At 41.9% G+C, this 15,518-nt stretch carries 10 protein-coding genes; 1 reads left to right on the top strand and 9 read right to left on the bottom strand.

Features of this window, described 5'->3' with window-relative positions:
• Position 1 precedes the first annotated feature (1 nt).
• The 4 genes from ACT29I_RS13060 to ACT29I_RS13045 all read right to left on the bottom strand — a co-directional run bounded on the left by ACT29I_RS13060 (position 2) and on the right by ACT29I_RS13045 (position 6,884).
• Positions 2-1,228 carry a hypothetical protein gene (locus ACT29I_RS13060; protein ID WP_444793635.1) on the bottom strand — a complete coding sequence of 409 codons (1,227 nt, stop codon included), beginning with the start codon at positions 1,226-1,228 and terminating at the stop codon, positions 2-4.
• A gap of 255 nt (positions 1,229-1,483) precedes the next feature.
• On the bottom strand, positions 1,484-3,952 hold the full coding sequence (locus ACT29I_RS13055; RefSeq protein ID WP_444793634.1) for an alpha-ketoacid dehydrogenase subunit alpha/beta: 2,469 nt from the start codon (positions 3,950-3,952) through the stop codon (positions 1,484-1,486).
• A gap of 153 nt (positions 3,953-4,105) precedes the next feature.
• Entirely contained in the window at positions 4,106-5,470 is a 1,365-nt protein-coding gene (gene lpdA / locus ACT29I_RS13050) for a dihydrolipoyl dehydrogenase (protein ID WP_430933860.1), read from the bottom strand.
• A gap of 94 nt (positions 5,471-5,564) precedes the next feature.
• Positions 5,565-6,884: a dihydrolipoamide acetyltransferase family protein gene (locus ACT29I_RS13045; RefSeq protein WP_444793633.1), complete on the bottom strand. Its 1,320-nt coding sequence runs from the start codon at positions 6,882-6,884 to the stop codon at positions 5,565-5,567.
• Between the two features lie 487 nt (positions 6,885-7,371).
• On the opposite strand from ACT29I_RS13045, the gene ACT29I_RS13040 reads away from it, so the two are divergent.
• Positions 7,372-8,091, top strand: coding sequence for a GntR family transcriptional regulator (locus tag ACT29I_RS13040; protein ID WP_430933857.1), 720 nt, complete (start codon positions 7,372-7,374; stop codon positions 8,089-8,091).
• Between the two features lie 68 nt (positions 8,092-8,159).
• Here the strand turns inward: ACT29I_RS13040 and ACT29I_RS13035 are convergent, their stop codons facing one another.
• The 5 genes from ACT29I_RS13035 to ACT29I_RS13015 all read right to left on the bottom strand — a co-directional run bounded on the left by ACT29I_RS13035 (position 8,160) and on the right by ACT29I_RS13015 (position 15,402).
• Positions 8,160-9,314: an iron-containing alcohol dehydrogenase gene (locus ACT29I_RS13035; RefSeq protein ID WP_430933856.1), complete on the bottom strand. Its 1,155-nt coding sequence runs from the start codon at positions 9,312-9,314 to the stop codon at positions 8,160-8,162.
• 74 nt (positions 9,315-9,388) lie between these two features.
• On the bottom strand, positions 9,389-10,681 hold the full coding sequence (locus ACT29I_RS13030; RefSeq protein WP_430933855.1) for a class II aldolase/adducin family protein: 1,293 nt from the start codon (positions 10,679-10,681) through the stop codon (positions 9,389-9,391).
• A gap of 10 nt (positions 10,682-10,691) precedes the next feature.
• Positions 10,692-11,990: an L-fucose:H+ symporter permease gene (gene fucP / locus ACT29I_RS13025; protein WP_430933854.1), complete on the bottom strand. Its 1,299-nt coding sequence runs from the start codon at positions 11,988-11,990 to the stop codon at positions 10,692-10,694.
• Between the two features lie 6 nt (positions 11,991-11,996).
• The gene (gene fucK, locus ACT29I_RS13020) at positions 11,997-13,469 is read right to left on the bottom strand and encodes an L-fuculokinase (RefSeq protein ID WP_430933853.1); all 1,473 of its coding nucleotides are present in this window, start codon (positions 13,467-13,469) and stop codon (positions 11,997-11,999) included.
• Positions 13,470-13,614: 145 nt separating this feature from the next.
• Positions 13,615-15,402, bottom strand: a complete 1,788-nt coding sequence (locus ACT29I_RS13015) for an L-fucose isomerase (protein WP_430933852.1) — start codon at positions 15,400-15,402, stop codon at positions 13,615-13,617.
• Positions 15,403-15,518: the final 116 nt, after the last annotated feature.

Below are 15,518 nucleotides of genomic sequence, written 5' to 3'. Positions count from 1 at the left end.
TTTACTTTAAAAACTTACTTATCACAGCATGCCCCAGTTCAACAAATGGTTGTAAACTGTTGCCATTTCTTTCTCCGTTTATTTTCACATAGCCTTCTTCACCTTTTGCTTTTAAATATTGGTGAGCCGCTACAACACAAGCTCCTTTGTATGAAAGTTCTTTCAGTTCATCATCTAAATCAATATGCCCTCTGGTTTCTACTTTCATGGGTATCATATCCGGAGAGTTATGCTCCGTGCCGAAAGTGACCAAAACCTCATTCTCCCAAAAAAACATGGCATATTCCTTTAACAGATTCAAGTCATTTCTGTTGGGTATAAACTCAATGGAATGTACATTCCTGTTTTTTAGTTCTCCCAACAACACTTCCTTATCCTTTTCAAAAGCCGTATATTCTCCATTTGGGTTATCCGCCAACAAAGGATAGGTTGGTATACCGCCGGCATTGAGTATAATTTCTTTAATTAAATGGATAGGCAGAAAAGCTTTTGAACCTTCTTCAACAAAAGCTTCTTTGCCCGCTTTAAAAAGCATATTCCTTATTTCATTTTCCACAGCTGCTTTACTTTCCAAATTTGCGCTTGGTGCCTGACCTCCATAAAGTTTCTCGAAAAAAGCGAACCGTTCTTCAATGGAAGCATATTTTTCGAATACCTTAATCCGAAGTGCCTTGGCAATGTGTCTTTCGCGAACTAAGTCGACCGCATATTTTGCAAATATCTCATCCAAGCTGAGTATGATATCTGAACCCATGTTCTTAAGCAGGATATTGGTCTTATCCAACATCGCCCCAACCCTCTTGATGATCTCTTTCTTTATTTCGTTCACCTGAGATACATAAGGCTCATCAAGCTGTGGGGGAAAACTTAAACCTTTACCTGACAAATAAACGCGTCCCGGGTTTCCAGGGTCGTTTAACCTCAGGCCTTTTTCCTTATCTTTTTGGTTTACACCAATAAATTCGATATTAAAAAGTGGAAATATCTTATTATCGACAGCCAACTGATTAAACTCCTCATATCCATCGGTCGAATAAAAATCGTTTATCCCCAATATTCGTACATCCTGCTCTTTGGCCAATTTGAATATTTCAGGTATGTCCTTAAAGGCACTAAAGGAATAAGGTGTATGAAGATGTGCATTAACGTTTAATATGTGCAGGTCTGTTTCTTCGCGTGACCATTTCAACAATTGTGATTTTTCGGGCAGTGTAGATAGATTTTGCATGAATTTACAATTAGTATCCCCGAAGATTTTAAACTGAAGGTTTCGGGATTTTCCTTCGATCAACAAGACATCAGTATCATGACACAAGACTGACATGCATGAAATTAAAAATCAATTGGTCATGTTAAACATTCAGTTTGTGCGATTAATCTCTGTTCCTGTTGGTTTCTTAATTTAATAAAGGGTAACAAATAGTTGAAGTAAGGTAAAGCCGGATATCTTTTTTAAAGACATCCGGCCAGGATCATAAGGGGATTAAATACCTAATTTACCCCGTCGGATAATCTCGGCATTCGTAAAATTATTTTTAACCATATGTCCCTTTAGCGGAACAATTTTTTCGTGAATGGCATCAATCATCCATTCTTTACATGGGAAGAAAAACTCTTCCAACTCATAAGCTGGTGTTATCCAGTTGCGAGAACCCACTACTACAGGTGGTGCGTCGAGCTCATCAAACGCTAATTCTGTAATTTTCTGGGCCATATCTTTCAAGAACGATCCTCTTTCGTTGGCATCACTCGTCAACAGAATACGCCCTGTTTTTTTCAGTGAAGCAATAACCGGCTCAAAATTAAACGGTACAATACTTCTGGCATCGATGACCTCGGCAGACATCCCATATTTCTCCTCCAATTCATCAGCGGCTTCCAGTGCCCGATATACGGTGGCACCTATGGATAAAATGGTTATATCGCTACCTTCCTTTTTCACATCCGGTTCTCCAAACGGAATCTCGTAATACTCCTCCGGAACACCACCTTGGTGGAATTGCTCACCTATGTCATAGATTCTTTGGCTTTCGAAGAAAACCACCGGATCTGTGCCCTGAAGCGCCGTATTCATCAAACCCTTGGCATCATATGGCGTGGCCGGGAAACAAACTTTTAACCCTGGAATATGTGCCACCAACGATGACCAGTCCTGAGAATGTTGCGCCCCATACTTGGAACCTACCGAAACCCTGATAACGACAGGCATCTTGATCACATTCCCCGACATAGCCTGCCACTTTGGTAATTGATTGAACACCTCATCTCCGCATCGGCCCAAGAAATCGCAATACATAATTTCGGGAATCACCCTGCCCCCGCACATGGCGTATCCAATGGCTGTTCCAACTATCGACGCCTCCGAGATTGGCGAATTAAATAAACGTTGATACGGCAAGGCTTCCGTCAAGCCGCGGTAAACAGCAAAAGCTCCACCCCAATCACGGTTTTCCTCGCCATAGGCCACTAAAGTCGGATCTTTATAAAAACGATCTACAATGGCTTCGAACAAGCCATCTCTCAATTGATATTGCTTAATTTTCGAATATGGTTTTCCATTCTTATCAAACGCGAAACGTTCTTTTTTCGCAATCTGCTGTACCCTTGGGTTTTCCGCCATAGGATGGTTCACTTCAACCTGGCGATCTTCCATCTTGTCCAGGCTTTCGTTGGAGAACATCATATCCCCAATTATTTCCGGATGTTTTACCAGGTCCATACGAGGGGAAACTTCTTCGTCGATAGCCAAGGTCATGGAATATTTCATTAATTCCACGATATCCGCCTGAATGGCATCCAAATCTTTCTGGGTGGCAATTCCTGCCTTCACCAATTCATTACCATAAGAGGCAATACAATCTTGTGCTTCCCAGGCTTCAATTTCTTCTTTTGACCGGTATGATGAAGCATCGGATGGCGAGTGCCCACTGTAACGATAGGTTAGCACATCCAACAATACAGGCCCTTTCTTCTCCTTCAACAATTCCATTTTGCGTTTGTAGGCATCGATAACCGCCAAGGGGTTATAACCGTCCACACGTTCAGCATGCATGTTATCGCGATTTACTCCTGCCCCGATACGTGCGGCAATATCGTATCCCATGGTCTCACCGCAGGTCTGACCGCCCATACCATACTGGTTGTTCATGATATTAAAGATGATGGGCAATCCTCCCTTATAGGCACCTTCCCACAATTGCTCGAACTGATCCATAGAGGCAAAAGCCAGACCTTCCCACACCGGACCACAAGCCATAGAAGCATCACCAATGTTGGCCACCACAATACCTTCTTTCCGGTTTACTTTTTTATACAGGGCAGCACCCACCGCAATATCGCCCGATCCACCAACAATGGCGTTGTTGGGATATACTCCGAAAGGTGTGAAAAAGGCATGCATTGAGCCGCCCAGTCCTTTATTGAACCCCGTTTCACGAGCAAATATCTCCGCTAATGTTCCATATACCAAGAATTTGCGCGCCAAAGATTTAACATCGCCTTTGTGATTTTTTGATACGATCTCCAAGATGGTTCCCCCAAAAAAATTGCTCATCATACCCGACAGGTCATCGTCTGACATTTTTGCAATGGCCGACATACCCTTGGCCAGGATCTCACCATGTGAACGGTGCGAACCAAAAATAAAATCTTCCGCACCCAGATGGTACGCCATACCCACAGCGGCCGATTCCTGACCAATAGAAAGGTGGGCAGGCCCGGGATGGTTATATTCAATCCCTTCATACTCGCCACGAATCTTGATCATGTTCAGCATGGTTTCGAACTGACGGATCAAAGCCATATCGTGGTAAATCCCAATCAGTTGTTCTTTGGAAAAATTTACTTTTTCCTCTTCGATGGTTTTCTCATACTGATTTACCGGAATATCTTTAATCTCAACTTTTCCTGATTTTCTGACCTGCGTAGGGTCAATAAATTGCGACTTTGGCATTTTTATTAGATTTTTAGATAAGAGATAAGGGACTTTGGACGATTTACATGCTGTTTAAAATTCTCATGTTACCATTTGTCTTTGTCCGATCTATCTACTCACTGAATTTATTTTTTCAACAAACTACTTATAAACTTATTGCTTCACAAACTACTAATGGTGCCCGAAATCGAACACCGTTTCTTTAAATATCTCGGAAACGGTTGGGTGCGGGAATACCACTTCTTCCAGCTCCTTCAGGGTTAGTTCTGCTTCAATGGCCATACAGGCACCATATATCATTTCACTGGACGGGTTGCCCAACATATGCACACCTAACACTTCGCCATATTTAGCACCTACCAGCACTTTACACAGTCCTGAGCCCCCTTCGTTCTCGGCAATAAAGCGACCTGCATAGGCCATGGGCAGTTTGGCTATTTTATACTCGATACCTTTAGCTTTGGCTTCCTCTTCTGTGAGTCCCACTCCTGAAATTTCAGGATTGGTATACACAACTCCGGGAATGGCATTGTAACGCATTTGATCCTTTTTTCCGCAAAGGTTGTTGACAACCACCTCTCCCTCACGGCTGGCTGTATGTGCCAACAATGAAAACCCGGTCACATCGCCGGCGGCGTATACATTGGGTATATTGGTTCTCATTTTTTCATCTACCTTAATGCCTCCTTTGAATAATTCGACTCCCAGGTTTTCAAGACCAAAGCCCTCGGTTACCGGCTTACGCCCCACACTTACCAATATTTTATCACCTGATACCGTTGTTACCTTTCCTTCTTTCTCAAAGGTGACCGTATTTCCGTCTACCTTTGTCACTTTGGACGAAAGATTAAAATCGATACCTTTTTTGGCATACATCTGACGCAGCATTCCGCTCATTTCCAAATCTATACCACCAAGTATCTCATCCATCATTTCCACCACGGTTACTTTGGTCCCCAAGCTGTTGAAGAAACTGGCAAACTCCATCCCTATAACGCCACCACCTATGATGACCAAAGACTCCGGTCTTTGCTTCAATTCCAAAATTTCACGATTGGTCAAAATCGTATCGTTGGGTTCTCCTAAGCCCGGAATAGGAGGTATAAAAGCTTCCGAGCCCGTACAGATTAACAGGTTGGAAGCTATTATCTCTTCTTCAGCCGTGGCAATCTCGATACCCCGTTGGGTACGACCTTTTATTACAGCTGTATCTTTAATGGTTTTCACCTTAAACATTTTCATTTTTGCTCCAACGCCTCCCACCAACTTTTTCACCACCTTTTGTTTGCGGCTCATCATTTTTGAGAAGTCAAAAGTGACCTCTTTAGCTTCAATGCCGTATTTGCTCCCGCCAATAGCGTTATCATAAAGCTTGGCGCTATATAACAGGGTTTTGGTAGGTATACATCCCTCATTCAAACAAACCCCACCAAGCTCTTTCTTCTCAATTAAAACCACTTTTAATCCTTTGGCACCGGCTCGCTCCGCAGCTACATAACCACCCGGACCACCACCTATTATTGCTAAATCATACATATTTTTCACCTTTCAGTTTGCAGGCCAAAAGAAAAGGAGCGTCTGTTAAATAACTCCTTTTCCAATGTGCCCATCTTTCTAAAAACTATATTAATCAAAAATCTATTTCCAGGTTTTCCATCTCTATGGCAATCTGCTTCAAAAATCTAGTAGCCATGCCGCCATCCAGTGCCTGATGATCGTATGTAAGACTTAATCCCATATAAGGAACGAAACCATAAACACCTCCGCCTAAATCAGCAGGTCTCGGAACTATGGTGTTTACGCCCAGAATTGCAACCTGTGGCAAATTAATCACCGGGGTAAACATTTCCACCCCATAATTGCCCAGGTTCGAAACCGTGAATGAAGCCGCCTCCGACGACAACAGTTCAGGATCGATACTCCCTTGGCGACATGACTCTGCCACCTCCTTGAATTGACGCGACAAGCCGGCAATAGATAAATCATCGGCATTTTTAATAGCCGGAACCATCAGGCCGCGATCGGTATCTACTGCCAATCCCAAGTGCACCTTATTAAAATACTTGACACTATCACCCAGGAAATGAGCATTGGCATCAGGGAATTGCTTTAAGGCTTTGATAACAGCAAAACACACCATATCGTTGATGGTAATATTTGGGGCTCCTTCTTTGGCCTTCACCTGTTGCCTCAGCTCCATGATACGACGGGCATCCGCACCTAAATGGTGTGTTAATTGCGCCGAGTTTTGCAAAGAAGCGTGCATAGCTTTGGCGATTAACTTTCTGATATGCGGCAATTTCTTAATTTCAAAATCCTCGGCATAAACAGGATTAGATGCAGTAAGGTCGGCAGCTTTTACAGAACCGCCCAAACCAGTTCCTTGCTCCGCCACTTGCAGGCCTTCTTCCTTGGCAACTTCTTTTGCCAGAGGTGTCATTTTGGGTTTGGAAGCCATATAAGCTTGTATATCTCTCTCTATTACGCGGCCTTCTGGCCCTGTCCCAACAATAGTTTCATAAGGTACTGCCTCTTTAATAGCGAGTTTTTTTGCCCTGGGCGAAATCTTCACGCTTGCACCAACCTCAACCTTCTTGGTCTGGACCGTTACAGGCTCTTCGGAAACGGTTTCCTCAACTGCTGAAATTTCCTCAACCGCTTCTTCCTTTGCCCCGGAAGCATTTCCCGGCTTGAACTCATCGATGCTTTCCCCGGCTTTACCGATTACACCGATATTTTGCAGAACAGGTACCTCGTCCCCTGCTTCGCAAAATACACCTAAAAGAATGCCATCCTCGGCGGCTTCCTCTTCAAAAGATGCCTTATCTGTTTCATACGCGAACAACATGTCGCCTTTTTTAACTTCGTCTCCTACTTGTTTAAACCATTCGGTGAATATGCAGGATTCAACGGACTGCCCTTGACGGGGCATTATAACAACTGTAGCCATTTTCAAAATATTTTAGTTCAAAAATAATTCTATCAACTTGTATTTACAAGTTAATTTGTTAAAATAGCTTAATGATTTGTATTTATGCTCTTTACAACCTTTTACAAGTTACTTGTATATACATTTAAAATTACTTATCTTTACAAAAAAGATAATTAATCATAGACAAATAAGCATGGTGAAACCTTAATTTTCTTCATAAATCACAGTCCTAAAGGGAGTGACACAAAACAATCACATCCGGAAGCTGTTGGATGGATGTAAAACCAATTATTTTTAAATCGGATTATGCATTAGAACTTCGTCATGAACATTGAAAGGGCAATCGAGTAAAGCTTTTCTGAAACGGGTCATAGCATGGTTCCGGTGAGATGAAGTGAAGTAATTAAGTGTTTTGTTTTGAAGCAATTTCAATATGCAATAGATTTCCTGATACATATTGGGTGTTTAACATGCTTTAAAGCGGATATTCAGAAAAAAAACAAACATGGTCAACAAGAAAGAATTGCCCCCGTACAAAGTCCTCTACGAAATGCTTCGAAGAAGAATTACGGATGGCTTATACACAAAGGGCGATATCCTGCCATCGGAAAACGAGCTTTGCACCACGCAACATGTTACGCGCCCAACGGTTAGAAAAGCACTGGACAGGCTTGTTCATGAAGGTTACATCAGAAAAAAACAAGGAAAAGGAAGTATTGTACAAGGGCAACCACAGGGTGTAGGAATATTATCGCTATCCGGAACCACCTCGGCTATTGGGAAAGAGAACCTGCAAACCAAAATAATTATCAAACCATATCTGACACAATTCGATGACGATGCTTTTGGTTTTCCGGTACAGGATATTGAAAAAGAAGTAGGGTGTTACCGACTGGAACGCTTGCGGATTGTGAACAAACTACCTGTATTTTATGATATAACCTTGGTTCCCAATATTAACACCCCTCGCTTTGCCAGCCGAAATTTCGAGAACCGTTCCTTATTTGAAATTATGCGTACTGCCTATCAAATTGAAGTAACCGGAGGTGAGCAAAAACTATTGGCCATTACTGCAGACGATAAACTGCAGGAATATTTTAAACTTAAACCAGGACATCCCATACTCAGGCTCGACCGCAAAATGGAAACCAACAAAGAAGGTTTCTTCTTTTACAGCCAGGTATATTGCAATACGGCAGATTATGGTTTATACGGTACTTTTTAAGTGCACACAATAAATTAAAGTGCATTATAAATATAAGGAGTCAAAAGAACTCCTTATATTTTTATCATTTACATGGCATTTTCATAAATAGCCACAGCATCATCAAAGCTCACCTCTTTGGGGTTACCGCCTGTACAAACATCAGCCAGCGCATTTTTCGCCATTAGTTCAAAATCTTCAGGTTTGGCTCCCAATTCCTTAATTCCGGAAGGAATTCCAACATCTTTTGATAATTGAGAGATAGCATCTAACGCGGCTTCTGCTGCTTCCTGAACGCCCATGCCAGAAATATCAACCCCCATCGCCTGGGCAATCTTTGCAAATTTCTCCGGACAAGACGAAAGGTTAAATCTTTCAACATGGGGCAATAAAACAGCATTGGCTACCCCATGGGGAGTATTGTACAACCCACCAAGCTGATGAGCTGCTGAATGAACAAAGCCCAATCCACAATTAGAGAAAGCCTGACCGGCTATAAACTGTGCCCAGGCCATCTTACTGCGAGCCTCCAGGTTGCTGCCATCCGCAACTGCATCTCTTAAACTTTCACTTATCAGCTGTATAGCGTATAGTGCCATATGGTCCGACCAATGGAATGCACCAGCTGTAACATATGCTTCAACAGCGTGAGTAAGTGCGTCCATACCTGTTGCAGCAGTTAGTGGAGCTGGCTTGTTCAACATTAATTCCGGATCATTAACGGCAATTGAAACCAAGCAGTTCTTATCAACCATCACCATTTTTAACTTACGCTCCTCATCTGTGATCACATAATTAATCGTCACTTCACTGGCCGTGCCGGCTGTTGTATTGATGGCAGCTATTGGTGTCGATTTTTTCTTAGAGACATGAATTCCTTCATACTCCTTAATATCTCCACCATTTGTGGCTAATATCCCGATTGCTTTGCCACAATCCTGGGGAGATCCTCCCCCAATTGTTAGAATATAGTCACAATTATTTTCTTGAAAAATAGCTAAACCACTATTTACATTAGCGCAGGTAGGGTTAGGTTGAACCTCATCAAAAATTACATATTCAATGGATTGATCATCCATTAGGTCTGTGACTTTTTTAACAACACCCAACTCATTTAAAATTTTGTCGGTTACGATTAGAACTTTATTGCATTCCAGGCCTTTTAGCTCCTCCACAAGGTCGGCAATCACGCCGGGGCCAACTAAACTCAACGGGGGTAGATAGATTCTTCTCTTTTCTAACATGTCTAATATTTTGTTTCTGGTTTAAAGTAAAAGAAAAAGGTCTTTCGCTGGGGAAAGACCACGTGGTAGTTATTTTAAAAAAATGCTTTTCTCAGATCTTCAATTTCTCCTTCGTCCATCGGGGCAAAGTTACCTAATGAAGTTCCCATCACCAATGATTTGGCACTGAACTCAGCCACCTCAAGACGGTCGAATGCTTGAAGCAAAGAGCTCCCGGTCATTAGCACCGAATCATTTTCTATAATGACGCCCGGATTTTCTTTGGATATCAGGTTCGGGATTGTTTCGTTATTCGCAAAGTGAGATCCAAAAGGTACATTCTCCATATCCTGCAAAAAGATCCAACTTTCCGGAATAGTCCTTACATCCAGCTTCTTATGGGTAACACCATACGCCATCAGATATTCCGGCTGTGTTAATATAATGGCATTAATTTCCGGGTGTAATTCGTATATTTTTTGGTGCAACCAAGTTGAACGGCTCGGTATTTTATTGGGTTCGCATTTCCCGTCTTTGACCTGTACAATATCACCGGCCTGCATATCCCATCTTGTAGCTTTGGTTGGCGTAATCAGAAAATCATTTACCCCCCATCTAACTGAGATGGTTCCATATGTACTCATCATCAATCCCTGGTCACAGGCACGACGAACCATTTCCTTAATCTGCTGACGTATCTCTTTTTCATCGGAAAAATACCTTACCTCTGCCATTTTAGGATGGTCCTTTGGTATTTGATTGTTGAAAGAATATATCTGTTCCTCGGTAAGGAAATTTGGTTCTCCAATGATCTTAGAATTAATCAGCGTTCTACAGGCAAATTCCAGCGTTTCAAAACGTTCGTAAGCCTTGATCACGTTTTTCCCTCCTACCACGGCGCCATGGTTTTCCATGATCACGGAGTCAAATCCCTTTTTAAACTGTTCCGAGATCGAATCACCTAAATCGTTACTCCCGGGGATATGGTATTTAGCATAGCCTATGGGGCCACACACTTGTTTTACCTGAGGAATTACGTTAGTATTGGGTATTTGACGAACAATACTAAAGGCCACCAATGCAGGCGGGTGGGCATGCACTACCGATTTAATATCCGGACGTTCCACATAAATCGCCTTATGAAACGGATATTCCATAGAAGGTTTATGCGGACCAACAATGGTACCATCTGCCTTTACGCACATGATATCAGCGGGTTTTAGCGAACCCTTATCTACCCCTGATGGAGTAACCCACATATCGCCACTCTCATCCATAATGGAGATATTTCCTCCTGATGTAGTTGTCAATCCTTTTTGGTATATCCTGTTGATGATCATTATAATCTGATCACGAGGATGTAATAAATTCAAATTTCTAACAGACATAGTCTCTATTTTAAATATTTATTTTTTGTGTTTTGTATGATCTATATGCGTATATCGTAATAACCAGAAAGCTGATCAGCGGTAAGATGAACGAAAAATTAACCGCTGCTAAAAAACCCACTTGCTCCATATCAATGATAGTACCTTGCAATGGAGGCATTAATGCTCCGCCAACGATAGCCATTACCAGACCGGCAGCACCCAACGTGGCATCCTGCCCAATTCCCTCCAAGGCAATACCGTAAATAGTTGGGAACATCAAGGACATAAAAGCCGATGTGGCAACCAAACAATAAAGACCAGGCATCCCTTCAATAAGTATAGCTCCACTAACAGTACACATTCCGCCTATTGCAAAAAACATGAGCAGTTTACGGGAATTAACATACTTCATTAAAAAGGTACTGATAAAACGACTACCTAAAAATATTCCCATAGCCACAATGTTGTACATTTGTGCCGTGGCCTTATCGATACCTAAATTATCTGCATACTGAATAATAAACGTCCAACACATTATTTGTGCAGCCACATAAAACACTTGTGCAATTACCCCTTCGCGATAAGTCTTATTCTTGATTAACCGTTTAAAAGAATCCAGCGGATGAATGTGCGTTGCATGTCCTGTTTGAGGCATTTTTGCGAAAGCAATAACAACAAGCATTACAATTACCACGATTCCCAAAGCCACATATGGATTGCGAATCACCATCAGGTCATTAGCGCGCATAGTTGCTTTTGTTACTTCATCCAGCGATGAAAAAATTAATTCTCCAGCTGCATTTCGCTGCTTATCAGATTCCAGTGAGGCCAGTACTACTTTTGAAGCCACATACATGCCCAATAAAGATCCCATTGGATTAAACGCTTGTGCCAGGTTTAACCTTCTGGTAGAGGTTTCTTCGCTACCCATGGATAGGATATAAGGGTTTGATGTAGTTTCTAAAAAAGCCAATCCGAAAGTGAGTATGTATAACGAAACCAGGAAAAAACCAAAAGCCTGATACTGAGCAGCAGGCCAAAACAACAAAGCCCCCGTCGCATATAAGGCAAGTCCCAGTATAATTCCCTTTTTGTAACTAAATTTTTGCACGAACAGTGCCGCCGGTATGGCCATGGTTGCATAGCCGCCATAAAATGCAAATTGCACCAAGGAGGCCTTCGCGTTGGATATTTCCATGACTGTTTTAAATGCAGCTACCATTGGATTAGTAATATCATTGGCAAACCCCCACAAGGCAAACAAACTGGTAATAAGGATAAATGAGATCAGGTATTTCTTTTCTACAACTTTTGTTTGAGTTGACATGTCTTTTTAATTTCTTTTAAAGTTTAGATAGTTACGATAAAGTTGATCGTATACTTTTCTGTTATTGGAAGGATAAATAATCTGAGGATTATAAGATATTTTATTACGTGCTGCTTTGGCCGATTTATACACGCCAGCTCCGGCAAACACAAACATAGATGCCCCTAATACCGTGGTTTCTTTTTGGTCGATTAACTGAATAGGGACGTTACAGATATCGGCTCGCAACTGGTTCCACAACCTGTTTTTCGAACCACCTCCTACACAAATAATTTTTTCGGCCTTAAATTGGCCTGCCGTTTCCAATGCTTCCAGTCCCTCGCGAAGTCTAAACGCCAGGCTTTCAAGAAATGCTCGATACAATTGACTTCTGCTCGTATTAATGGTTAAACCGGTAATCGTCCCGCTATTGGTACTTGAACCATCATCGTAAAAAGTCGAATCCACCATTACGCCCTGTGCTCCTGGCAACACTATCTCAGCCTCTTTAATCATGGTATCATAAAGTTCGTCACCATTTAATTCTGGATAGAAATGTTTCGAAAACCATTCCATCACGCCAGAACTCAACCAGTTTTGTCCTATGTTGAATATACCGGGTTCGGCGTCTAACTCGGTGGTTAAATTGCCCTCTAACTCTTTGGCAGAAGCAGTAAAAGAAGTACTTCGAGACATTAATATTTCCCAGGTACCGGAACTCAGCACAGGTTGATTTAATTGAGCACCTGAACCAAAAATGGCAAATTGGGTATCGTGTCCGGCCACAAAAACCGCTGTTCCTTCAGGAATTTTTGTAAGATTTGAAGCAGCATTATTTATTTCTCCCACCTTGTCACCTGGCTCCGCGATTGAGCCAAACACTTTTTTGTCTATTCCAATTGCATTTAATACCTTTTCGGAAAAATCTCTTTTCGCAAGATCAGCCATCATGGCCGTACCCATCATGGTAGCATCATTTTGCATAACACCGCTTAACTTATGAATGATCAGGGAAGGGATGAATAGAAAACGATGTGATTGCTCTATGATTTCGGGCCTGTTTTCCTTAAACCATATCATTTTATTGATGGTATTGAAAGCATAAGGGTAGACCCCACTAACTTTATATACTTCTTCCAGGGGAAGATATTTTTCAATGTTGTCCATGATAGATACCGTGCGCTCACATTGCCATGAAATAACCGGATAGAGAAGATCGCCCAACTCATTCACAAAGGCACCATCAACCCCAAAAGTAGTGACCGTAACTCCAACTATTCGGTTAGTATCTATTTGAGAAGTAACCACGTTGGCCGCACCACAAAGCTTCTCCCATAATTTGTCCAGATCCCAGATCCTTCCGCCCGGAGTATATGGATCTTCGTCTGTTTCATTTGGCTTTGATTGAGAAGCCAATATCGAACCATGTTTATCCATGGCAATTACTCTAACATTGGTTGCACCACAATCAAAAACTATGGCGATATCTTTTTCCTGCATGAATCGTTGATTAAAAAGGACTTTCTTCAGAACAAAAATCAATTCCCTATTCTTGATCTAAAAGAATCAGAATTTACCTTAGTACCTTTGGAGATATACTTGCCTAAAGAAAGTCCATTGTTTATATGTAATCTGGTTTTTAGTGTTATTTTATGCCATACAGCGGACCATATGTAGAACAAGCCCTATAATCTGAGCCCTCTTTATCTTCTCCAAAGGCAGACCATGCACTTGGACGGAAAATATTATCCTCAGAAACATTATGCATGTTAACCGGAATACGCAACATTGAAGCAAGTGTAATTAAATCCGCTCCAATATGGCCATAACTGATAGCACCATGGTTTGCCCCCCAGTTGGCCATAACCGTATACACATCCTTAAAAGCTCCTTCTCCATTTGTTCTGGGCACAAACCATGTGGTTGGCCAGGTAGGATTGGTTCTCTCATCTAAAACACTATGAATTTCTTCCGGCAGTTCCGTGGTCCACCCTTCCGCAATCTGAAGTACAGGTCCCATTCCTTTTACCATATTTAAACGGCACATGGTAACAGGCATTTCGCCTTGCGTTTTGAATAAAGAAGAGAATCCTCCGCCTCGAAAATAACCGTGATCAGCCGGTGGCCAAACGGTATTGTCCAAACAACTTTGAGCTTCCTTCTCGGTAATATCCCAATATGGTTTCATTACTGGATTACCTTCGGCATCTTTTTGTTGCGCTGTGGCATCCAAGGTGGTAGAACCTGAGTTTATGAGATGAATGACACCTCCTTTTGCCAGTCCGCTTAGTTCTTTTCCTGTAACTCTTTTTACCGCATCAGGACTCCAGTATGTTCTTACATCCGAGAATATTTGTGATGTATTGGTTAACAGATGCCCAAACAACATACTTACACTATTTAAGCTGTCGTTCTCCGTGGCAAAAACAAAAGCTTCTCGGATTCCATTCCAGTCAAATGAAGAATTCAATATGGCCTCTGTGAAATCAGCGTTAGGTTGGTAGTCTGTCCATTGACGTTGCCCCTGAAAACCACCTAAGATGGCATTTCTACCCAAGCCCTCTTCTCTAAAGCCCTTATTTATTAACTTTTGATTGCCGACCATCATGTCACGACAAATCATTGTCATTTTAATTACCGTTTCCCACTGAGCGTCTTTACTTGCCTGATCAGATTGTTCTTCCGGTTTGTTTCTATCCTCACCTTCCTTACAGTTTTCTTTGGTCCAGGCTAGCGCTTTCTGGAATTCTTCTTCGTCGTAAATACCTTCATCAATTCTCCGAAGGATTTCTACGGATTCCACAAACTCCGTGCGTATTCCTAAATATTCCTGAAAAAAGTTGGTATCTACCATGGATCCTGCAATACCCATTGAACTATAACCCAGCGAAAGGTAGGACTTACCATTCATTTGAGCAACTGCAAGTGCCGACTTCACGAAACGCAAAAGTTTCTCCTGAACATCATGGGGAATGCTGGTATCACCGGCATCTTGTACATCGCGACCATAAATACCAAAAGTCGGTAATCCTTTTTGCGTATACCCGGCCAATGCAGCAGCCAAATAAACAGCTCCCGGACGTTCCGTTCCGTTGAAGCCCCAAACAGCCTTAGGCAACAATGGGTCTGTATCCATGACCTCGGTACCGTAGCACCAGCAAGGGGTAACGGTAAGGGAAACACCTACACCCTCTTTCTTGAATTTGTTTGCACACATGGCTGCTTCAGCCACTCCTCCAATACAAGTATCAGCAATAACACATTCTACTTTTTCTCCACTTGGAAACCTTAAATGATCTTCAATAAATTTAGCTGCTGCTTTCGCCAGCTCCATTACTTGTGATTCCAATGATTCTCTTACTCCATTTTCTCTTCCGTCGATTACCGGTCTGATTCCTACTTTCGGTAAATCTCCTATTAACCTGTTTGCCATTATCTTATTTTTTAATTCTTAATTTATCAATAGTTCTCAGCATAATCCTTTAGTTCAATGCTGGATGAAATATTCACATTACAAATATGCGTTTCCTTAAAATAATTTAAAATGTT

The sequence above is a fragment of the Saccharicrinis sp. GN24d3 genome (assembly GCF_052400645.1).
GTDB lineage: Bacteria > Bacteroidota > Bacteroidia > Bacteroidales > Marinilabiliaceae > Saccharicrinis.
Note: the sequence above shows the minus strand (reverse complement) of the source record. Positions and strands in the feature narration are given on the sequence as shown.